Below are 22186 nucleotides of genomic sequence, written 5' to 3' on the forward strand. Positions count from 1 at the left end.
GAACGCGACGATCGAGATGCCGGTACCCGCGGTCGCCACCAGGGTGGCGAACAGGATCAGAACCGCTGGGCCGCTGCTTTTCATGGGATATCGGCGCTGAATGTAGCGCCAATGCGCCGTTTGCGGCGACCGATTTTTCGCGCTCATGCAGGATGTTCATGTGCTCGCCCATCCACGCAGCGGCCCAGCGGTTCTGATCCTGTTCGCCACCCTGGTGGCGACCGCGGGTACCGGCATCTCGATCGTCGCGTTCCCGTGGCTGGCGTTGCAGCACCACGACAGCGCGAAGGACGCGTCGGTGGTGGCCGCCGCCATGACGGTGCCGCTGGTGTTCGCCACTCTGGTCGCCGGCACCGCGGTCGACTTCTTCGGGCGCCGCCGCGTTTCGCTGGTCTCCGATTCGCTGTCCGGGACGGCGGTGGCCGCGGTGCCGCTGACGGCCTGGTTTTTCGGCGCGGGCGCGATCAACGTCGCCGAGCTGGCCGTGTTGGCCTTCTGCGCGGCCGGTTTCGACCCGGCGGGCACGACGGCGCGCCAGTCGATGCTGCCGGAGGCCGCCGACCGCGCGGGCTGGTCGCTGGACCGCACCAACAGCGTCTACGAGGCGATCCAGAACCTGGGGTTCATCGTGGGCCCGGGCATCGGCGGGTTGATGATCGCCGCGGTCGGCGGCATCAAGACGATGTGGATCACCGCGGGTCTGTTCGGGTTGTCCATCCTCGCGGTCGGGGTGCTGCGGCTCCACGGTGCCGGCAAACCGCACCACGAGACCCGGCCCGCCGGGCTGGTGTCCGGCGTCGCCGAGGGGGTGCGGTTCGTGTGGAACCTGCGGGTGCTGCGGGCGCTCGGCCTGATCGACCTGGTCGTCACCGCGCTGTACCTGCCGATGGAAAGCGTGCTGTTTCCCAAGTACTTCAGCGACCGTCACCAGCCCGCGCAGCTTGGGTGGGCGTTGATGGCGCTGGCGGGCGGCGGCGTGGTGGGCGCGCTCGGTTACGCCGTGCTGTCGGCGCACACCCGGCGGCGCACGGCCGTGCTGACGGCGATGCTGACGTTCGGTGCGGCGACGGTCGGCATCGCGTTCCTGCCGCCGTTGCCGGTGATCCTGGTGCTGTGCGCGGTGACCGGCGTGGTCTACGGGCCGATCCAGCCGATCTACAACTACGTGATGCAGACCCGCGCCCCGCACCATCTGCGCGGCCGGGTGGTCGGGGTGATGACGGGGCTGACCTACGCGGCCGGCCCGCTGGGCCTGCTGGTCGCCGGCCCGCTCACCGACGCGGCCGGGCTGAAGGTCACGTTCCTGGCATTGGCGGGTCCGATCCTGGTGATCGGCCTGATCGCGTGCGCCCTGCCCTCGCTGCGCGAGCTGGACCGCGCGCCGGAGGTTGCCGCCGAAACCGGGGCATAGGATCGGGGCCGTGAACGCCGACGCCCTGGCCGAGCTGATCGCCAAGCTGCCCGACGGGATGGTCGTCACCGACCCGACCATCACCGAGGGCTACCGCCAGGACCGCGCCTTCGATCCGTCGGCCGGCAAGCCGCTGGCGGTGGTCCGGCCGCGGCGCACCGAGGAGGTGCAGACGGTGATGCGCTGGGCCTCCGCCCACCGGGTGCCGGTGGTGACCCGGGGCGCCGGCAGCGGCCTGTCCGGCGGGGCCACCGCGCTGGACGACGGCATCGTGCTGTCGACGGAGAAGATGCGCGACATCGCCGTCGATCCGGTCACGCGCACCGCGGTGTGCCAGCCGGGCCTGTTCAACGCGGAAGTGAAAAAGGCCGTCGCCGAGTACGGGCTGTGGTATCCGCCCGATCCGTCGTCGTTCGAGATCTGCAGCATCGGGGGCAACATCGCCACCAACGCCGGCGGGTTGTGCTGCGTGAAGTACGGCGTCACCACCGATTACGTGCTGGGCATGCAGGTGGTGCTGGCCGACGGCACCGCGGTGCGGCTGGGCGGGCCGCGCCTGAAGGACGTCGCGGGGCTCTCGCTGACGAAGCTGTTCGTCGGCAGCGAGGGCACGCTGGGCGTCGTCACCGAGGTGACGCTGCGGCTGCTGCCGGCGCAGAACGTGTCCAGCGTCGTGGTGGCGACGTTCGCCTCGGTCTCCTCGGCCGTCGACGCGGTACTGGGAGTCGTTGCGCGGCTGCGCCCTTCGATGCTGGAGTTCATGGACTCGGCGGCGATCAACGCCGTCGAGGACAGCCTGCGCATGGACCTGGATCGCGCGGCGGCCGCCATGTTGGTGGCGGGCTCGGACGAACGGGGACGCTCGTCCGGCGAGGACGCCGCGGTGATCGCCGCGGTGTTCGCGGAAAACGGTGCCACCGAGGTGTTTTCGACCGACGATCCGGACGAGGGCGAGGCGTTCGTGGCCGCCCGCCGGTTCTGCATCCCCGCGGTGGAGGCCAAGGGATCGCTGCTGCTGGAGGACGTCGGCGTACCGCTGCCCGCGCTGGGCGAGCTGGTAACCGGGATCGAGCGCATCGCCGCGGAGCGCGACCTGATGATCTCGGTGATCGCGCACGCCGGCGACGGCAACACCCATCCGCTGATCGTGTACGACCCCGCCGACACCGCGATGACCGAGCGGGCGCACCTGGCCTTCGGCGAGATCATGGACCTGGCCGTCGGATTGGGCGGCACCATCACCGGTGAGCACGGCGTCGGCCGGTTGAAGCGACCGTGGCTGGACGGCTACCTCGGTCCCGAGGTGATGGAGCTCAACCAGCGCATCAAGCGGGCCCTGGACCCGCTCGGGATCCTGAACCCCGGCTCGGCGATCTAGCCCCTCCCCCTTAGGCGCCGAGTGTGCGGCTGGCCGCACGCTCGGCAGCGAACGTGCGGCCGGCCGCACGTTCGGCGGCGCGATCTAGAACTCGAAGCGGTTGAGCACGTCGTAATTTCGCATCGGCGTGGCGTTGACCAGCCGCCACAGCAGCCGCACCGGGGCCGACGGGATGCGACGGTAGAGCGCCCCCGCCGAGCACCGCTCGAGGAAGCGCAGCCGCGGGTTCCAGCGCTCGAGCTCGCGGGCGTCGCCGATGCCCCACTTGGTGATGCCCTTGGTGAACAGCTTGGACAGCCGCGGCCCGAGCGGGGACACGGTGTCGAACAGGAGCTCGCCGCCGCCGAACCGATCCGTGATGCGCCGTAGCAGCGTTCGCACCTCGGGCTCGACGAGGTACATGAGGAGCCCCTCGGCGATCACCAGGGTCGGGCGGTCGGTCGGGATCTCGTCCAGCCAGGCCGGGTCGGTGACCGACGAGCCGATCATCCGGTAGCCGTCGCCGTCGTCATAAAGCTTGCGCCGCAACGCGATTACGCCCGGCTGATCGACGTCGAACCACCGCACGGTCTCCGGCGGGCGCAACCGGAACGCCCGGGTGTCCATGCCGCACCCGAGGTGCAACACGACGGCGTCCGGATGGCGGCGCAGGAAGTCGGCGCCCCAGTCGTCGAGCAGTTTGGCGCGCATGGTGACCATGTACTGGTTGGAGCCGGGGTGCATGGCGCGACGCATGCGGCCCCAGTCGTATTCGATGCGGTCCACCGCCTCGGCGGCCGCCTTGTCGCCGAGAATCGGTGCCGGCGAGCGGTTTTCGTACGCCCGCAAATACAGCGTGCACAGGTTGGTCCATTCGACCGATCCCCACGCCACGTCGCCGAAGTCGACCTTGTCCGCCGTTGTCATGACCGTCTTTTCGCCTCCCGATATTCGTTCCACATCCGCATCAGCTGGTCGCGGTAGTCCCGGGTGCAGAACTCGCAGAAGTCGCGGAAGTCCTCGATACGCTCGCGCTGTTCGGCGCGGTCCTCCCCCAGCACCGACAGGGCGAACTCGGCGGGCTCGATGCCCAGGCGCATCAGCGACAGCTGCGTCTCCATCACGCTGGTGAACCCGCCTGGGGTGACGCGGTAGAGGTGTTGACGGTTGGGGCTCGGCAACCGCTCGATCATGCCGCCCTCCAGCAGCTGGCGGGCGACGGTGCTGATGGAGGCCTTGCTCACCGACAGCGCGCCGGCCAACTCGGTCAGCGACTGCTGCGGCGGATGGCAGACCAGCAGCCAGCCATAGACCCGGCCCATGGTGCGCGTCGCGCCGAGGAGCTCGAAGAACAGCCCGATGCGGTCGACGAACTCGGTCTCTTCCGGCGACATCACGCTCCTCTAGTTCGTTAAGTACGGACTGAACGAAGTGTACACTAGTTGACATACGCGCCCAACTGCCTTAGACATGAGACATGTCATCGGTGATGTCTCACGGCTTCCAGCTGGCCACCGCCGAGACGTGGCCCAACCCCTGGCCCATGTACCGCGCGCTGCGCGAGCACGACCCGGTGCACCACGTCGTCCCCGACGGCCACCCCGACCGCGACTACTACGTGCTGTCCCGGCACGCCGACGTGTGGGCGGCCGCGCGCGACCACGAGACGTTCTCCTCGGCCCAGGGTCTGACCGTGGAGTACGGCGAGCTGGAACTCATTGGACTGCAAGACAATCCGCCGTTCGTGATGCAGGATCCCCCGGTGCACACCGAGTTTCGCAAGCTGGTGTCGCGCGGTTTCACGCCGCGACAGGTCGAGGCGGTGGAGCCCAAGGTGCGCGAGTTCGTCGTCGAGCGCATCGAGAAGCTGCGCGCCGACGGCGGCGGCGACATCGTCACCGACCTGTTCAAGCCGCTGCCGTCGATGGTCGTCGCGCACTACCTCGGCGTGCCCGAGGAGGACCGGGCGCAGTTCGACGGCTGGACGCAGGCGATCGTCGCCGCCAACACGTCGGAGGGGGGAATCGGCACCTCGCTGGACGCGGTCGGGTCGATGATGGCCTACTTCACCTCCCTGATCGAGCGGCGCCGGGCCGAACCCGAGGACGACACGATCTCGCATCTGGTGGCGGCCGGGGTGGGTGCGGACGGGGACATAGCCGGAACGCTGTCGGTGCTGGCGTTCACGTTCACGATGGTCACCGGCGGCAACGACACCGTCACCGGAATGCTCGGCGGCTCAATGCCTTTGCTGCACGAGCGCCCGGACCAGCGCCGCCGCTTGGCGGAGGACCCGGGGCTGATCCCCGACGCGATCGAGGAGCTGCTGCGGCTGACCTCGCCGGTGCAGGGCCTGGCGCGCACCACCACCCGCGACGTAACTATCGAGGGCACGACCGTGCCGGCCGGGCGCAAGGTCCTGCTGCTCTACGGGTCGGCCAACCGCGACGAACGCCAATACGGCCCGGACGCAGGCGAACTCGACGTGACCCGCTGCCCGCGCAATATCCTGACGTTCAGCCACGGCGCCCACCACTGCCTGGGCGCGGCAGCGGCCCGCATGCAGTCGTGGGTGGCGCTCACCGAATTGCTGTCCCGCTGCCCCGATTTCGAGGTCGATGAGTCCGGCATCGTCTGGTCGGGCGGCAGCTACGTGCGCCGGCCGCTGTCGGTGCCGATCCGGGTGAACGCCTGATGCCCGACTGGCTCGCCGAGCACCGCGGCGAGGCGGCCGACGACCGCATACTCGACGCGGCCGAGCGGCTCTACACGGAGCGCGACCAGGCGTCCATCGGCATGAACGAGATCGCCAGGGCCGCAGGCTGTTCCCGCGCCACGCTGTACCGCTACTTCGAAAACCGTGAGGCGCTGCGCACCGCCTACGTGCACCGCGAGGCGCGCCGGCTCGGCCGCGCGATCGCCGAGGAGATCGGCGGCGTGGCGGACCCGCGCGAGCGGCTGGTGGCCAGCATGACCGCCGCGCTGCGAATGGTGCGCGAAAGCCCCGCGCTGTCAGCGTGGTTCGCCGTCAGCCGGCCGCCGGTCGGCGGCGAGCTGGCGCAGTCCGAGGTGATCACGGCGCTGGCGGCCGCGTTCGTGCATTCGCTGGGCCCGGACGATCCCGCCGCCGTGCAGCGCCGGGCGCGCTGGGTGGTGCGGGTGCTCACGTCGCTGCTGACCTACCCCGGCCGGGACGAGGCCGACGAGCGGGCGATGATCGAGGAGTTCGTCGTCCCGATCGTGGCGCCGGTCGCCGCCCGAAGCTAGTTCGTCACTGCTGCCACACCGGCCTCCCGGCGGGACCATCTCCCGTCGTGCCCACCTCGCAGCGACAAATGGGCCTCGCGGTGCCGCGTGCCCGCCTCAGCGCAGATACGAATGGGGCGGATGTGACAACGCCGAACCGTCGCCGCACTAAGCGGACGCGGCGTGGGGCCTGAGCTGCCGGCGCGCCTCGACCGCGCCGACGATTTCCCCGGCGCGCACCGCCACGTTGGACAGCAGCGAGGACGACAGGCCGTGCGTGTGCTCGACGGCGCCGTTGAGGTAGATGTCCCCCGGCGCCCCGGCTTTGGGCACCAGCCGATAGTCCCGGGTGACGGCGGGCCGCCCATGCGAGTCGAATTCGTAGCGGCCGACCAGATCTCCCAGGAAACACCGGACGTCCAGCGGCGCGTAGCCCGTCGCGTAGACCACCGCATCGCAATCCAGCGTCGCCTGGGTGTGATCGATCAGGTGCGATATCGTCACTCGGACCTTGTCCGGATATTCTTGCGTGCCAACGACTTCGGATGCGTTGTGCATGAACAGCCGTCGGCTACCCGCCACCAGCTCGGCGTACTCGCGCGAATAGAGTTCGTCGATCAGCTCCGGGTCGACCGCCGAATAGTTGGTCGAGCGATGGTAATCGAGCAGCCGCTGCCGCACGTGCGCGTCGGCGCGATAGAACTCGTCCATCGCCGACGGATCGAAAATCCGGTTCGCATACGGGTTGTCGTCGGCGCTGCTGTAGCCGTATCGGGCGAAAATCGAGTGCACCTCGGCCAGCGGGAAGGTCTCGTGGAGGTGGGCGACCACCTCGGCCGCGCTTTGGCCAGCGCCGACGACCGCGAACCGCCGTGGGGCAAAAAGGTTGAGCGCGGCCAGATTACCGAGCAACCGGTGACTGTGCCACTGCCGGGGACTTTCGTCGACGCCCGCGGGAAGCTCCGGCTGCAGACCGGTCGCCAATACCAATGTCGCGGCGTGGATGACGCGGTCGGGTTCCGTCCGGACCTCGAACCCTGGCTCACCGGCGGAGATTTCGACGACACGGTGGCCGTAGCGGACATCGGCGGCGACGCGGGACGCTGCCCACTGGAGATAGTCGTGAAACTCCATCCGACTGGGAAACAGGGTGTGCCGGCCGATGAACTCGACCAGCCGGCCGCGCTCGCTGAGGTAATTGAGAAACGTGAAGTCGCTCTTGTTGTTTCGCAGAGTCACCAGGTCTTTGAGGAACGGAACCTGCATGCGCGCGTGCGGCAGCAGCATCCCCAAATGCCAACCGAACCTGGGCTGCTGCTCTGCGAACACGGCGGGCAGGCCCCGCTCCGCGAGGGCGATCGCCAACGCGAGATTCGACGGCCCGAAGCCGACGCCCAGCAGACCGGTCTTCTCAGGCATGGGCATAAGACCGCGCCAAGCGCTCAAGGTAGCGTTCCCGCACCAGGGACCTATTGATCAGCACAACGAAATCGGCCATGTCGAAGTCCGGATCGTAGGACGGTTCTCCGCAGATCATACCGCCGATCCGCAGTGACCCCTGCACCATCGGCGGGATGCGCACGCGTCCCGGGTCTGGTAGCTCGGTGAGGCTCAAACCGTTGACCCTAACTGGGTTTCGCGGAAATACCCGGTACTTCTCGGGGGCGGAATGCTCGCCGAGCGCCACGTCGCGCACGCCCCGCGCCAACGCGCCGCGCGGCCCGCCGTCCTCCATCCGGACCGATAGCGACCCGATCCCCCACTGGTAGCCGGTGATCTCCTGATATCGAAGGATTCCCGACCACAACAGACCCATGACCGCCCCGCTGCGGTGGTCCGGATGCACGCTCGCCCGACCGAGTTCGACGAGCTCGGAGCGCAATTCGTTGAGCCCACCGATGTCGAAGGTGGTGTCGGCGAAGAGGCCGCCGGCGGCTCGGGCGCCGTCGGGCGGCAGCAGCCGGTAGCACCCGACGATCTGTCCGGTCGTCTCGTCTCGGGCCAGCAGGTGATCGCTGTGTGGATCGAACTGATCGACGTCGATCATGTCCCCGGTCAGCGGCCCGCGGACGGCCTGCGGCAGGGCCGCGCCCATTTCTTCGGCAAACGTCTGATAACGCAGCCGCTGGGCGGCTTCGATGTTTGCCGGGTCCGTGGAGATTACGACGCTGTAACGGTTGTTATCCGTCGCCGGGATGATGACCGCATCGCCCAACATGGATTGGAACGTTACACGGACATGCCTTCAGCAAACGGTATTTCTGACTGGCCGTGGCGGCGCGCGCCGACCGCGATCAAGATCGCCGTCGCGACCGCGGCGGCGGTCGCCGCGATCGATGCGGCCACCAGGGAGGCCTGCATTCCGGCGGCGCTGGCCTGACGGGCCGCCCGCGCGATCGCGGGCAGCGCGGCACGGTAGTCGGCGGGCAGGAAATCGAGCGCCCGCAGGCCCGCGCCGGCGGACAACCGCTCGACGAGGCGTTGCGCGGGGCCGGGGCCGGCGAGGCCGAGCTGGGCCAGTTCGCGCGTGGCGCTGTCGGACCCGCGCCGACCGAACAGGGCGCCCAGGCAGGCCACGCCGGCCAGGATGCCCACCTGGCGGACGGTGCTCACCGCGCCGGTCGCCATCCCGGCGTCGGCGACGGGCACGAATTGCAGTGCGATGTCGGACGTCAATGCGAACAGCCCGCCCAGCCCGAGGCCGGAGACGACGGAACCCGCGATGAAATGCGTCCACTGGGTGTCCGCGCCGACCCCGGTCATCAGCCAGAGCCCCGCTGCGATCAGCGCCACCCCGCCCGGGATCGATGTCCAGGCCGGAAAATACCGCGCGGCGATCATGGCCAGCGGGGCGCCCAGCACGCAGGCGACGGTCAGCGGAAGGGCCCGCAGGCCGGCCTGAAATGGGCTGTATCCCAGCGTGTTCATGAAGTACAGCGCCAGGTAGTTGGTCGAGGCGATCAGTGTCCCGGCCGCCGCGAACGCCGCGAGGGACACCCCGGCAAAACCCGGGCGCCGCACCACCGTCAGGTCGAGCATCGGTGCGCGGCAGCGCGACTCCCACCCGACGAACACCGACAGGCCCAACACGGAGAACGCGCCCAGGGCCAGGATCGCCCCGCTGGTCCAGCCGCGGTGGTTGCCCTCGATCAACACATAGACGCCGGCGAACAGCGCGGCCGACAGCACGGCCGTGCCGACCAGGTCGACCGGACGGTCCTGCGCGCCAAGGGTTTCCGGGACGAACCGCACGGCGATCGCCAGGGCGACCACGCCGACCGGCACGTTGATCAGGAAGATCGACTCCCAGCCGAACGCCCCGACCAGCGCCCCGCCGAGCAGCGGCCCGACGGCGGCGCCCGCGCCCATCACGGCGCCGTAGATCGCGATCGCGATGCCCCGGCCCCGCTGCTCCGGGAAGGCCGCCGCCACCATCGGCAGCGAGACGCCCAGCAGCACCGCCCCGCCCGTGCCCTGCAGCGCCCGGCACAGGTTGAGCGCCTCGATGCTGCGGGCCAGCGCGCAGCCGGCCGAGGCCAGCGTGAACACGACCATCCCGGCCAGGTACAGCCGTCGCCGCCCGAGCCGGTCACCCAGGGTGGCGGCGGTGAGCAGCAGCCCCGCCATCGGCAGCGCGTAGGCGTCGACCACCCATTGCAGGCCGCTGAGGTCGGCGTCCAGGGAGGCCTGGATGTTGGCCAGCGCGGCCGAGACGATGGTCATGTCGAGCAGCAGCATGAACACCGCGAGGCAGACCGCGAGCAGGGTCAGGCGAGGATGAACAGCTGTCCCGCCCGCCACCTAGCCGTCCTTGACCCGGGTGAAGCGGTGCAGGAGCCAGGCGAGCGGGATCGTCACCGCCAGCGTCGCGACGAACAGGTAGCCCATCGAGCCGGTGTAGACGTGCGCGCGCACGATGTAGACCATCGCGAATTCCATGGTGATGAGGTGGATCAGGAAGATCTCGTAGGAGATCTCGCCCAGCCACACCATCGGCCGGCTGGCCAGCAGCCGCGAATACACGCCCTGGTTCCCCAACGCCAGCGGCGCCACCGCGAGCGCGGCAATGACGGCGTAAAACACGGTCTTGCAGACGGCCTGGCTCAGCGTGGCCGGCGACGTCGTCGGCGCGCCGGCGATCGGCGTGGAGGCGATGAAATAGCAGATGACCGCCAGCGGGATGGCCATGAAGGCGTAGCAGCGCACCTTCATCGCCTGCAGCACGGTCAGCGCCATGCCGGCCAGGAACCACGCCAGGTAGGTCGGCAGCCACAGCCGAGCGCCGTCGGGAAACCAGTGGTCGGTGTGCACCAGGATCAGCCAGCCCGGGCTGATCAGCGCCATCGCCGCCAGGGCCGCCAGCATCGCCTTGGGCTGCCATCGCCGCCGGGCGATCAGCACCAGCAGCAGGTAGGCCAGCAGGGGCAGCACGACGTAGAACGACGCCTCCACCGCCAGGCTCCACATCTGCGTCAGGCCCTGGTGCAGGTACTTGCCGAGGTAGCCGTTGCAGTAGATCTGCGTCAGCGTCAGGTTGCGCACCAGGCCCAGCCAGGTGTGCCCGGGGTTGGGCCCGGCCTCGCGGAAGTGGTAGAGCACATAGGCGATCAGCACCGTGATGAGGTAGGCGGGCATGATGCGCCGAACCCGGTGCCGCGCATAGCGACTCAGCGACGGCGGGGGGCCGCCGGCGGCGGCGGCTTTCACCCACGGGCGGAACAGCAGGAAGCCCGAAAGCACGAAGAAGATCGGGACGCCGATCTCCAGCCGGGAGCCGACCAGGCCCCAGTAGCCGTGGGTGTACTTGCCGGTGGTGTAGGCGGCGTGAGTGCCGACGACGGTGAGCGCGGCGACGGCGCGGATGCCGGTCAGCGACGCGACGCGGTCGACGTGGGCGACCTGTTCGAGCCCGCCCTGGGCGTCGCGTTCCTCGGAAAGCGTCACCGGCGTGGTTTCGTTTTGCCCGCTGAGCGGTCGGGCCGCAGGTCGATCAGCACGCCCGAGATGCGGGTCTGCTCGAGCTTTTTCAGCGTCGCCTTGGGCAGCTTGGCCGGCAGTTCGACGAGCGAGAAGTCCGGCCCGATGGCGATGTGGCCGAAGTCGCTGCGGTGCAGGCCGCCCTCGTTGGCGATGGCGCCGACGATCGCGCCGGGGCCGATCTTGTGCCGCTTGCCCACCGAGATCCGGTAGGTGGCGAAGTTCCTTGGCTGCCTTGGCCTTTCGGGACGCTCCGGGCGCTCCCGGTGTTCACGCCGTTCGCGCGGCGGTTCGGGCGCCATCAGGAACGCCTCGCCGTCGCGGGACTGCACCGCCAGAGCCGCGGCGATGTCGGCCATCGGAACGTCGTGCTCGCGCTCGTAGTCCTGAATCAGCTTGCGGAACAGGTCGATTCCCGGGTTGGCGAGCGCGTCGGTGATGGAGTCGCCGAACTTCGCCACCCGCTGGGCGTTGACGTCCTCGACGGTGGGCAGCTCGGCCTCGGTGAGCGTCTGCCGTGTCGCCTTCTCGATCGCCTTGAGCAGGTGGCGCTCCCGCGGCGAGACGAACAGCACCGCGGTGCCCGACCGCCCGGCCCGGCCGGTGCGCCCGATGCGGTGCACGTAGGACTCGGTGTCGTGCGGGATGTCGTAGTTGAGGACGTGCGAGATGCGTTCCACGTCAAGGCCTCTGGCGGCCACGTCGGTGGCGACCAGGATGTCGATGCTGCCGTTCTTCAGGGCGGCGATGGTCCGCTCGCGTTGCGCCTGGGGGATGTCGCCGTTGATGGCGGCGGCGGAAAACCCTCGGGCCCTAAGCTTTTCGGCGACTTCCTCGGTAGCCTGCTTGGTGCGGACGAAGACGATCATCGCCTCGAACGGTTCGACCTCGAGCAGGCGGGTGAGCGCGTCCATCTTGCGGGGGCCGAAGACCTGGATGTAGCGCTGCGAAATGTTCTCTGCGGTCGCGGTTTTCGCCTTCGCGGTGACCTCGAACGGGTCGTGCAGGTACTTCTTGGTGAGCTTGCGGATCGCCGGCGGCATGGTCGCGCTGAAAAGGGCGACCTGCTTGTACTCCGGGGTTTCGGACAGGATGCGCTCGACGTCCTCGGCGAAGCCCATGGTGAGCATCTCGTCCGCTTCGTCGAGCACCAGGTAGTCGACGTGGGACAGGTCCAGCGTCCCGCGTTCGATGTGGTCGATGACGCGCCCCGGGGTGCCGACCACCACCTGGGCGCCGCGGCGCAGCCCCGCCAGCTGCACGCCGTAGGACGACCCGCCGTAGACCGGCAGCACGTGGATCTGCGGCAGGTGCGCGCCGTAGCGGCTGAACGCCTCGGCCACCTGCAGCGCCAGCTCGCGGGTGGGTGCGAGCACTAGCGCCTGGGTCGCTTTGCTCTTGACGTCGATCTTGGACAGGATCGGGATCGCGAACGCCGCCGTCTTGCCGGTGCCGGTCTGCGCCAGCCCGACGACGTCGGACCCGGCCATCAGCGGCGGGATCGTCGCCGCCTGGATGGCCGTCGGCGTCTCGTAGCCGACGTCGGCGGTCGCCTTCAGGACCGCAGGGTGAATCTGCAGGTCGGCGAACGTCGGAGAGGCAGCCTCGGGCGGGCTGTCGGGGAGCGTCATCAGGACCTGGAGTCTAGTGGTGATCGCGAGTACAGCGGATGTGAGCGTGGCGGGTCACCGCCTACCCAAGGGACCGCGAGCGTGCGCGTTTGTACGGCTGATACGGCGGGTCGCGGGACAAACACGGACACTCGCGGCCTTGAAGCCAGGGGCTAAGGCGAGCCGGCGCCGCCGGCGCCCCCGGTTCCGCCGGTACCACCGCTGCCTACCGCGCCTGCCATGCCGCCGGTCCCGGGCTGCCCGTCAGAGCCGGTGCCGCCGGTGCCGCCTGTCCCCCCGGTGCCGCCGGTGTCCCCGCTGGCCGTGCCGCCCTGGCCGCCTTGGCCGCCGGTGCCGCCATCGGAGGTGGCGCTGGAACCGCCGAGGCCGCCCATGCCGCCCATGCCGCCCTGCAGGCCGGCGCCTCCGGCACCGCCGGCACCGCCGGTGGCGCCGCCGACTCCCTGGGTGTCGGTGCCCCCTTGACCGCCGGTCCCGCCCTGGCCGCCGTCACCGTCGGCGCCCGCGGGAGCCTGGTCACCGTTGAAGTTGGCGCCGCCGGGGCCGCCGGGGCCGCCGATGCCCCCGGTTCCGCCGGAGCCGCCAAGGGCATTGTCGGCACCGGAGCCACCCGCGCCGCCCTGGCCGCCGGTCCCGCCGGCGCCGCCGCCACCAACGGGGCCGAGGGGTATGTTGCCACCACGGCCGCCGTCACCGCCGGCACCGCCGGCGCCACCAGGGTCGCCAGTGAGGGCCGCACCGGCGCCGCCTTGACCGCCGGTGCCGCCGGCGCCGCCGGCGCCGGCGGACTGCGCCTGGCCATTGGCGCTGCCGCCTCGGCCACCGTTGCCGCCCGCACCCCCGGTGCCTGCACCTCCTCCGGTGTCGACTGCGCCTTGGCCGCCGGTGCCGCCTTGTCCGCCGGTCCCGCCAACGGTGAAGGCGGGAACATTGCTCACGTCGCTGTTTCCGCCGGTTGCGCCGCTGCCGCCCTGGCCGCCCGTCCCGCCAACGCCCACGCTGCCGGCGCCACCGGTGCCGGTACCGGCGCCACCACCTATACCGCCCAGGCCGCCCTGGCCACCGGTGCCGCCGGTGCCGCCAGGTACGCCGCCCCCAGTGCCCGCCGCAGACGCATGGCTAGGCCCGCCGGTACCACCGATGCCGCCCTGCCCGCCAGTGCCGCCTGCTCCACCGTTGCCGTTGGTGCCCGAATTGGAAGCTCCGCCTTGGCCGCCGGCGCCGCCTTGACCGCCAGTGCCGCCAGCCCCGCCCTGGCTGGCAATGGCTTGAGCAGCGGCGCCCGTGCCACCCTGGCCGCCGGTGCCGCCTTGACCACCGGTGCCGGCGCCGCCGCCGGTGTCGGCGCCGCCGTGGCCACCAGCGCCGCCTTGGCCGCCTAGGCCGGCCGTGTTGCTGGCGGTCGCCGCCGCGCCGCCCTGTCCGCCGGTGCCGCCCTGTCCGCCGGCACCCGCACCGCCCACGCCGCCGTGGCCGCTGCCGCTGCCGGCCGCGCCGCCCTGCCCGCCGCCGCCGCCGGTACCGCCGAGCCCGCCGGCGCCCGCGTCGTTGCCGCCGTCGTCGTTGAAGCCCGTACCGCCGGTGCCACCCTCGCCGCCGGTACCGCCGACCCCGCCGCTGCCGTTGGCGCCAAACGTGGATGTGCCGCCCTCGCCGCCGGCGCCGCCGAGGCCGCCTTGGCCCCCGGTACCGGCCACTCCGCTAGGCGTCGAGCCGGTGGCGCCGGTGCCGCCCTGACCACCGGTGCCGCCTTGACCACCGGCGCCTGCGCCGGCGCCCGTGTCGGCGCCGCCGTGGCCACCAGCGCCGCCTTGGCCGCCTTGGCCGGCCGTGTCGCTGGCGGTCGCCGCTCCGCCGCCCTGGCCGCCGGCGCCGCCCTGGCCGCCGGTGCCCGAGATGCCCGCGGTGCCGGCGCCGGCCGCGCCGCCCTGACCGCCCGAGCCGCCGACACCGCCTTGACCGCCGGTGCCGCCCACGCCACCTGGCGTCGAGACCTCGGCGCCATTGCCGCCCTCACCGCCGATGCCCCCGACGCCGCCGGCGCCCGCGCCGCCGCCGGCATTGGCGCCCCCCTGACCGCCCGTACCGCCCTGTCCGCCCGTGCCGGCGGAGTCGCCAGGCGTGGCCGCCACCCCGCCCTGTCCTCCGGCGCCACCCTGGCCGCCGTGACCGGACATGCCCACACCGCCGGTGCTGCCGGCGCCCGCGCCGGCAGCACCGCCAACACCACCCTGACCACCAGTGCCGCCCTCGCCACCGGCCCCGGCGTCATTGCCGCCTTGGTCGTTGTAGCCAACGCCGCCGACACCGCCTTGACCCCCGGCACCGGCAGCACCACCGGTGCCGTTAGTGCCGGCGGTGGACGCGCCGCCTTGACCACCGGTGCCGCCGACGCCGCCTTGACCGCCGATATCGCCCGCACCGCCCGACCCCGACCCTTCGGCTCCATCCGCGCCGCTCCCCCCGGCGCCGCCCAAGCCGCCGGTGCCACCGGTGCCGCCGGTGCCGCTGGTGTCGACGCCGCCCTGGCCGCCGGTACCGCCCTGACCACCGGCACCCGCGCCGCCACCGATGTCGGCGCCGCTTTGTCCGCCAAGGCCACCCTGGCCGCCCGCCCCGGCAGTGCGGGTGTCGGTGGTGTTGGCGCCGCCCTGACCGCCGGTGCCGCCGTGACCGCCGGCGCCGCTGATACCCACGCCGGCGCCGCCCGCGCCGCCGGTTCCGCCGGTGCCGCCACTGCCGCCGAGCCCGCCCGCCCCGGCGTCGCCGCTGCCGTCGTCGATGTAACCGACGCCACCGGTCCCGCCCTGGCCGCCCGAGCCGCCGGTCCCGCCAACGCCATTGGTCGACGTCCCGCCCGCGCCGCCGGTGCCGCCGTGACCACCGCCGCCGCCCGCGCCGCCGGGGGCACCGCCATCGAAGCCCGTCCCGCCTTGGCCGCCGGCGCCTCCGGCGCCTCCTGCGCCACCAGCGCTGCTGAGGTCGGTGCCTCCTTGGCCGCCGGTGCCGCCCTGGCCGGCACCGCCGCCGGTGTTGGCGCCGCCGGTCCCGCCTTGGCCGCCCGCACCGGCGGTGCCGTGGTCGACGATGTTGGTGCCGCCTTGGCCTCCGGTGCCGCCCTGGCCGCCGGCGCCGCTGACGGCTTGGTCGCTGACGGAACCCGAAGCGCCGATGCCACCCGCGCCGCCCTCGCCGCCCGTGCCGCCCTGACCGCCGGTGTCACCGTTGTAGCCCGCGCCGCCGGTGCCGCCCTGGCCGCCTGCGCCCCCGGCACCGGGGTCCAAGGCAAATGAGGATCCGCCCGCGCCGCCTTGGCCGCCGGCGCCGCCCTGACCGACACCGCCTCCAGCGCCATTGTCGGCGCCGCCGGTGCCGCCTTGGCCGCCCTGGCCGCCGGTGCCCCCGACCTCGTTATTTCCGCCCCCGGCACCGCCGGTGCCGCCGGTGCCGCCCGCGGCGGTGGCGCCCACGTGGCCGCCGGTGCCACCGGTGCCGGCCGCGCCACCTTCGCCGCCGGTGCCGCCCTGACCGCCCTGACCGCCCTGACCGCCGTAGGCGACATCGCTGCCGCCGCCCAGGCCGCCGGTGCCGCCGTGACCGCCCTGGCCGCCCTGACCGCCGCTGCCATTGGTTGCGCCGACCACGGCGTTGCCGCCTTGGCCGCCCTGGCCGCCCTGGCCGCCGACGCCGCCGGTGCCGCCGGGAAGGCCGGACTCGATACCGTTTTGACCGACGGATATTCCGCCGGGGGTGCCGGTGGCGCCTGAGCCGCCTTGGCCGCCTTGACCGCCCGCGCCGGCGACGTCTCCGGCGTAGGTGGTAGCACCGCCGGCGCCGCCGGTGCCCCCAGTCCCGCCGGCGCTCGGCGTGCTGAATGTGTCAGTTCCGCCGTAGCCGCCCTGTCCGCCTTGGCCGCCGGCGCCCGCGTCGTTGGTGCCGTCGTCGTTGTAACCCGCCCCGCCGGCGCCGCCCTGACCGCCGGCGCCCGCGCCGCCGCCGGTGTCGGCGCCGCCTTGGCCGCCTAACCCGCCGGTGGCGCCGCTGCCGTGGGGAGTGTCACCGTTGGCGCCTTGGCCGCCTTGCCCGCCTTGCCCGCCCGGACGGAACGTGTTGCCGGTGGACGCGCCGACGCCGCCTGTGCCGCCGACGCCGCCGGTGCCGCCGACGCCTCCGGTGCCCATGCTGCCGCCGCTGCCCCCGATACCGGCCGAGCCGCCGATGCCGCCGTCGCCACCCATGCCGCCGACGCCGGCAGCGCCCGCGTCATTGCTGCCGTCGTCGTTGTAGCCGGCCCCGCCGGTGCCGCCTTGGCCGCCTTGGCCGCCCTGGCCGCCGCTGCCGTCGGTTGCCCCGGGGACGGCGCTGCCGCCCTGGCCGCCCTGGCCGCCCTGGCCGCCTTGGCCGCCGGTCAAGCCGCCCCCGTTGGGCGCGGTGCCGTTGGCGCCGGTCCCGCCCTGACCGCCCTGGCCACCTTGACCGCCCGCGCCGGCGCTGTGACCAGTCTGGGTGGTGGCGCCGCCGCTGCCGCCGGTACCACCGGCGCCGCCGTTGCCCGCGCCGCCGGCCGTTCCGCCGCTGCCGCCGGTGCCGATCGCGCCTCCGGCCCCGCCTTGGCCGCCCATGCCTCCGGCCGCGCCGACGCCCGCATCGTTGCTGCCGTCGTCGTTGGTGCCACCGGCGCCGGTACCGCCCTGCCCTCCTTGGCCGCCCTGGCCGCCGCTGCCGTTGGTCCCGCCGCTGGTGGTGCCGCCCTGACCGCCGGCGCCGCCGGTGCCGCCGGTGCCCGAGGCGCCCACCGAGCCGCCACCGCCGCCGGTGCCGGCCGCGCCGCCGGTGCCGCCCTGGCCGCCGGTGCCCCCGGTGCCACCGACCCCGGCGTCGTTGCCGCCATCATCGGCGGCACCGACGCCCCCGGTGCCGCCCGTGCCGCCTTGGCCGCCTTGGCCACCGCCGCCATTAGTTGCCCCGGAGACGGCAGAGCCGCCTTGTCCGCCCTGTCCACCCTGGCCGCCGGTGAAGCCCGCGCCGCCGGACGCGGCGCTATCGGCCCCGGTGCCACCTCGCCCACCCTGACCGCCACTGCCCGCGGTGTCACTGGCGGTGGTGGTGGCGCCGCCCTGGCCGCCGGTGCCACCGACCCCCGCGTTGCCCACCGTGCCAGCCGTCCCACCCGTGCTGCCGCCGCTTCCCGCCGCGCCGCCGGCGCCGCCCTGGCCGCCAGCGCCGCCAGCGCCGCCGGAACCGGCGTCGTTCGTGCCGTCGTCCGCATAGCCGATGCCGCCGGTGCCGCCCTGGCCACCCCGGCCGCCCTGGCCGCCGGAGCCGTCGACGCCCCCGTTGCTCGCGCCGCCGCCGGTGCCGCCGGTGCCCCCTTGGCCGCCCTGGCCTCCCGTCAAGCCGCCGCCGTTGGGCGCGGTGCCGTTGAGGCCTGTGCCGCCCTGACCGCCCTGGCCGCCGTGGCCGCCCGTGCCGGCGCTGTCGGTGCTGTAGGCGGCGCCGCCCTGGCCGCCGGTACCGCCCGTGCCGCCGGTGCCCGCGGCGCCTGAGGCGCCGCCGCTGCCGCCGGTGCCGACCCCACCGGCGACTCCGCCCTGGCCACCGGTGCCGCCCGTGCCGCCGGTGCCAGCATCGTTGGTGCCGTCGTCCGCGGTGCCCGAGCCGCCGGTGCCGCCTTGGCCACCGGTGCCGCCGCCACCACCGTTGCCATTGGTGCCGCCAGTCGTGATGCCGCCCTGACCGCCGCCACCGCCGAGGCCACCGTGGCCGCCGGCATCGCCGGTCGCCGTGTCGCCCGTACCGCCCTGACCGCCGGTGCCGCCGATGCCGCCGGTGCCCCCATTACCCACCGTGCCGCCGGTGCCGCCGGTGCCGGTAGCGCCGCCGGCGCCGCCCTGACCACCGACGCCGCCGCTACCCCCGATGCCGGCGTTGTTGGTCCCGTTGTCCGCGGTTCCAGAGCCGCCGGTACCGCCTTGGCCACCGGTGCCGCCCGTGCCGCCGGCGGCATTGGTTCCGGCGACGGTGATGCCGCCCTGGCCGGCGGTGCCGCCCTGGCCGCCGGCGCCACCGGTGTCGGCGGTACCGGCCGCGCCGGCGCCGCCCTGCCCGCCCGTACCACCCGTGCCGCCGCCGCCTGCCGCGCCGGCCGCGCCGGTGAACCTGCCGCTGCCCGCGGTGCCGGCGGTGCCGCCTTGGCCGCCGATACCACCGGTGCCGCCGGTGCCGGCATCGTTGGCGCCGTCGTCGGCATACCCGATGCCGCCGGTCCCGCCCTGTCCGCCCTGCCCGCCGCTGCCCGCGCCGCCGCCGTTGCCTCGGAAGCCCGGCGCGCTACCGCCCGCGCCGCCCTGTCCGCCCTGGCCGCCGGCGCCGCCGGGAGTGGCCGTGCCGCCGGGTGTGGTGCCGGTGCCACCGGTTCCGCCCTGCCCGCCTTGCCCGCCGGTACCGCCGGACCCAGCGATCCCCACGGTTGCGTTGTTCGCACTTCCGCCGGCACCGCCGGCGCCGCCGCTGCCGCCTGCCCCTGCGGCGCCGCCGGTGCCGCCGGTCCCGACCGTGCCGCCCTGGCCGCCGGTACCACCGGTGCCGCCCTCGCCGCCAAAGCGGCCATTGATGAAGTCGGTTACGCCGGAACCGCCCTGCCCGCCGGTGCCGCCGGCGCCGCCGCTGCCGTTGATCCCCCCGCTGGTGTTGCCCCCTTGACCGCCGGCTCCCCCGGTGCCCCCTGGACCGGCGATAGAGGCGCTGGTGTCGGCGCCGCCGGTGCCGCCGGTGCCGCCTTGGCCACCGATGCCGCCGGCGCCGACCGTCCCGCCGGTGCCGCCGGTGCCGATCCCGCCGCCGGTGCCGCCTTGCCCCCCGGTCCCGCCGGTGCCCCCTTGGGCGTAGGCCGCGCCCGCGCCGCCGGTGCCGCCTTGCCCGCCGGCGCCGCCTTGGCCTCCGTCGCCATTGGTCGCCCCGGACACGGCGCCACCACCTTGGCCACCCTGACCGCCCTGGCCTCCCAGTCCGGCCTGGTCGCTACCGGGGGATGTGGTGTTGTCAGCGCCGGTGCCGCCCTGCCCACCTTGGCCGCCGTGTCCGCCCGCACCGGCGGCGTCACCGCTGTGGGTGGTGGCGCCGCCCGTGCCACCGGTCCCGCCCATGCCACCATCGCCCGCGGCGCCCGCGGTCCCGCCGGCGCCGCCGCTGCCGATCGCGCCGCCGGCACCTCCTTGACCGCCCGTGCCCCCCGTGCCGCCGGCGCCGGCGTCGTTGGTGCCGCCGTCGGCCGAGCCCGCGCCCCCCGTACCGCCGGCGCCGCCTTGACCGCCCTGTCCGCCGGTGCCGTTGGTTCCGCCGGAGACGGCTCCGCCGCCCGTCCCGCCCTGACCACCCCGGCCGCCTTGGCCGCCGGCTGATCCGCTGTCGCCGGCCGGGCCGGCGGCCCCCTGGCCGCCCTGGCCGCCGGTACCGCCCTGGCCGCCCTGGCCGGCGGTGTCACCGGAGATGGTCGTTTCGCCCCCTTCGCCACCAGTCCCGCCGGTGCCGCCGGCACCGCTAGCACCCACCGACCCGGGCGTACCGCTGCCCCCGCCGGACGCCCCGCCGGCGCCACCGGTGCCGCCGGTGCCGCCTTGCCCACCAGCACCGGCATCGTTGGTGCCGTCATCGGCGTAACCGGTGCCGCCCTGACCACCCTGGCCGCCGGTGCCGCCCGCACCGCCACTGCCATTGGTCCCGTGTGTGCTGGCTCCGCCCGCGCCGCCGGCACCGCCAGTGCCGGCGTTGCCCCCGGTACCGCCGGTGGTGAGGAAGTTGTTGCTGGTCGCACCCTGAGTACCGTTGCCGCCCAGCCCACCCGCGCCGCCGTTGCCCGCGGTACCGCCGACACTGAGGTCGGCGCCGCCGGTGCCGCCCACGCCGCCCGCACCGCCTTGGCCGCCGCCGGCTCCCCCGTCACCGCCTTGGCCGCCGGCGCCGCCCCCGCCGCTGGTGTGGCCGTCGACGTAATTGGTGCTGCCGACGCCGCCTTGGCCGCCGGCACCGCCCTGACCGCCGCGGCCGTCGAGGCTGCCGCCGCTGATGCCGACCCCGCCCGCACCACCGGTCCCGCCAACGCCGCCCTGGCCACCGGCGGTGGGCGTCGTGGTGCTGGTGCTATCGATGCCGTCGCCGCCGGCGCCGCCGGCGCCGCCCTGGCCGCCGCTACCACTGTTTTGGCCGCCGGTGCCGCCGCCGCCGACACCGCCGGTGCCGCCCGCACCGCCTTGGCCGGCGCCGCCGCCGGCGTCCCCGCCGCCCTGGCCGCCGGCGCCGCCCCCGCCGCCGTTGCCGCCGAAGTTGGCACCGGAATCGCCGTCGCCACCGTTACCGCCGGCGCCGCCCTGGCCCCCGTTGCCCGAACCACCCACAGCGCCGGCCGCACCCGAGCCCGTGCCGGCCGCACCACCTATGCCGCCCGCGCCACCGGTGCCACCGAAGCCGCCGTTGCCGCCAGTACTATCGCCGGTGCGGCCGGCCCCGCCGGTGCCGCCTTGGCCGCCCACGCCGCCCGTCCCGCCGGCGCCATTGGTTGCGCCGGCGGACGCCGTGCCTCCCTGGCCGCCAGTGCCGCCGCCGCCGCCGTTGCCGCCTTGGCCGCCGGCGACCTCTGTGGGGCTGTCCGCGCCCGCACCGCCTTGGCCGCCGGTCCCGCCGGCGCCTCCCGCACCCGCGGCGTGGCCGCTGATGGTGGTGGCACCGCCGGCGCCGCCCGCACCGCCGGTCCCGCCGAAGCCACCGACGCCCGTCATGGTGCCGGCGCTTTGTGGGCCGGCACCTCCGACCCCGCCGACGCCACCCGCACCGCCCTGGCCGGCGCCGCCGCCGGCATCAGCACCGCCGGTGCCACCCATGCCGCCCTGGCCACCGTCACCGGCGGTGTTGCCGGTAGTGGTGATGGCCCCTCCGGCGCCACCCGTGCCTCCCGTGCCGCCGACGCCGCCGACGCCCCCCGCGCCCACGGTGGCGGCCACGCCGATGCCGTTGCCCGCCACCCCGGCCTGGCCGCCGGAGCCGCCGATACCCCCAGCACCGCCGGAGCTGGCGTCGCTCGTGGGCATCAAGGCGTCGTCGTTGTAGCCCTGGCCGCCTTGGCCGCCCTGGCCGCCCGTTCCGCCGGCCCCGCCGGCGCCGTTGATTGCGCCGGTGCCGGCCGCCCCGCCGGCACCGCCGGCGCCGCCGTGGCCGCCAGCCCCACCGGCGGCGCCCGCACGAGCGGCCCGCCGTTGATGCCGGTACCGCCCGTACCGCCCGTACCGCCCTGCCCGCCCGCACCGGCGACCGCGCCGACGCCGCCGGGCGCACCGCCCTGGCCGCCTTGGCCCCCGGTGCCGCCGCTGCCGGCGTGGTCGCCGCCGATGCCGCCCTGGCCGCCCTGGCCGCCCGCCCCACCATCGCCGTTGGTTCCGGCCGTGCTGCCGCCGCCCGCGCCACCGGTGCCGCCCACACCGCCGTGACCCCCGAGGCCGCCCGGGGCGCCGACGTGGGGAGCGCCCTCACCGCCCTGCCCGCCGACACCGCCCGCACCGCCGGCGCCGGCGG

General features: G+C 74.1%; 12 protein-coding genes and 1 pseudogene. 4 read left to right on the forward strand and 9 right to left on the reverse strand.

Annotation, left to right across the window (positions count from 1 at the left end):
• The first annotated feature begins 145 nt into the window (after positions 1–145).
• Positions 146–1411: an MFS transporter gene (locus A5655_RS04815; RefSeq protein WP_067006102.1), complete on the forward strand. Its 1266-nt coding sequence runs from the start codon at positions 146–148 to the stop codon at positions 1409–1411.
• Between the two features lie 10 nt (positions 1412–1421).
• Positions 1422–2789 carry an FAD-binding oxidoreductase gene (locus tag A5655_RS04820; protein WP_067006104.1) on the forward strand — a complete coding sequence of 456 codons (1368 nt, stop codon included), beginning with the start codon at positions 1422–1424 and terminating at the stop codon, positions 2787–2789.
• 84 nt (positions 2790–2873) lie between these two features.
• On the opposite strand, the gene A5655_RS04825 is transcribed toward A5655_RS04820, so the two are convergent.
• Positions 2874–3695, reverse strand: a complete 822-nt coding sequence (locus A5655_RS04825; protein ID WP_067006106.1) for a class I SAM-dependent methyltransferase — start codon at positions 3693–3695, stop codon at positions 2874–2876.
• Positions 3692–4162, reverse strand: coding sequence for a GbsR/MarR family transcriptional regulator (locus A5655_RS04830; RefSeq protein WP_067006108.1), 471 nt, complete (start codon positions 4160–4162; stop codon positions 3692–3694). Before A5655_RS04830 ends, A5655_RS04825 begins: the two co-directional genes overlap by 4 nt.
• 83 nt (positions 4163–4245) lie before the next feature.
• On the opposite strand from A5655_RS04830, the gene A5655_RS04835 reads away from it, so the two are divergent.
• Positions 4246–5463 carry a cytochrome P450 gene (locus A5655_RS04835; RefSeq protein WP_067006110.1) on the forward strand — a complete coding sequence of 406 codons (1218 nt, stop codon included), beginning with the start codon at positions 4246–4248 and terminating at the stop codon, positions 5461–5463.
• A complete protein-coding gene (locus A5655_RS04840) occupies positions 5463–6035 on the forward strand; it encodes a TetR/AcrR family transcriptional regulator (protein WP_067006112.1) in 573 nt (190 codons plus the stop codon). Before A5655_RS04835 ends, A5655_RS04840 begins: the two co-directional genes overlap by 1 nt.
• A gap of 147 nt (positions 6036–6182) precedes the next feature.
• Here A5655_RS04840 and A5655_RS04845 read toward each other — a convergent pair whose 3' ends face one another.
• The 7 genes and pseudogenes from A5655_RS04845 to A5655_RS28185 form a co-directional block, all read right to left on the reverse strand.
• A complete protein-coding gene (locus A5655_RS04845) occupies positions 6183–7415 on the reverse strand; it encodes a lysine N(6)-hydroxylase/L-ornithine N(5)-oxygenase family protein (RefSeq protein ID WP_082978482.1) in 1233 nt (410 codons plus the stop codon).
• Positions 7416–7425: 10 nt separating this feature from the next.
• Positions 7426–8232 carry a GNAT family N-acetyltransferase gene (locus A5655_RS04850; protein ID WP_067006116.1) on the reverse strand — a complete coding sequence of 269 codons (807 nt, stop codon included), beginning with the start codon at positions 8230–8232 and terminating at the stop codon, positions 7426–7428.
• A gap of 11 nt (positions 8233–8243) precedes the next feature.
• Positions 8244–9785, reverse strand: coding sequence for a DHA2 family efflux MFS transporter permease subunit (locus A5655_RS04855; RefSeq protein ID WP_082978483.1), 1542 nt, complete (start codon positions 9783–9785; stop codon positions 8244–8246).
• 30 nt (positions 9786–9815) lie between these two features.
• Complete coding sequence (locus A5655_RS04860) at positions 9816–10958, reverse strand: acyltransferase (RefSeq protein WP_067006118.1); 1143 nt, start codon at positions 10956–10958, stop codon at positions 9816–9818.
• Positions 10955–12622 (reverse strand): DEAD/DEAH box helicase, encoded by a 1668-nt coding sequence (locus tag A5655_RS04865; RefSeq protein ID WP_067006120.1) that lies wholly within the window; start codon positions 12620–12622, stop codon positions 10955–10957. Before A5655_RS04865 ends, A5655_RS04860 begins: the two co-directional genes overlap by 4 nt.
• Before the next feature lie 152 nt (positions 12623–12774).
• Entirely contained in the window at positions 12775–21705 is an 8931-nt protein-coding gene (locus tag A5655_RS29185) for a hypothetical protein (protein WP_067006122.1), read from the reverse strand.
• Positions 21705–22186: pseudogene (locus tag A5655_RS28185) on the reverse strand (PE family protein); the annotation flags it as partial. The pseudogene A5655_RS28185 and the gene A5655_RS29185, both read right to left, overlap by 1 nt.

It is taken from the genome of Mycobacterium sp. 1081908.1 (assembly GCF_001673535.1).
Lineage (GTDB): Bacteria > Actinomycetota > Actinomycetes > Mycobacteriales > Mycobacteriaceae > Mycobacterium.

Excerpts from the sequence above, each read along its gene's own strand:
- A5655_RS04840 (WP_067006112.1), top strand. The coding sequence starts at position 5,463 with ATGCCCGACTGGCTCGCCGAGCACCGCGGCGAGGCGGCCGACGACCGC.
- A5655_RS04865 (WP_067006120.1), bottom strand. The coding sequence starts at position 12,622 with ATGACGCTCCCCGACAGCCCGCCCGAGGCTGCCTCTCCGACGTTCGCC.
- A5655_RS04850 (WP_067006116.1), bottom strand. The coding sequence starts at position 8,232 with ATGTTGGGCGATGCGGTCATCATCCCGGCGACGGATAACAACCGTTAC.
- A5655_RS29185 (WP_067006122.1), bottom strand. The coding sequence starts at position 21,705 with ATGCCCACGAGCGACGCCAGCTCCGGCGGTGCTGGGGGTATCGGCGGC.
- A5655_RS04815 (WP_067006102.1), top strand. The coding sequence starts at position 146 with ATGCAGGATGTTCATGTGCTCGCCCATCCACGCAGCGGCCCAGCGGTT.
- A5655_RS04835 (WP_067006110.1), top strand. The coding sequence starts at position 4,246 with ATGTCATCGGTGATGTCTCACGGCTTCCAGCTGGCCACCGCCGAGACG.
- A5655_RS04825 (WP_067006106.1), bottom strand. The coding sequence starts at position 3,695 with ATGACAACGGCGGACAAGGTCGACTTCGGCGACGTGGCGTGGGGATCG.
- A5655_RS04830 (WP_067006108.1), bottom strand. The coding sequence starts at position 4,162 with ATGTCGCCGGAAGAGACCGAGTTCGTCGACCGCATCGGGCTGTTCTTC.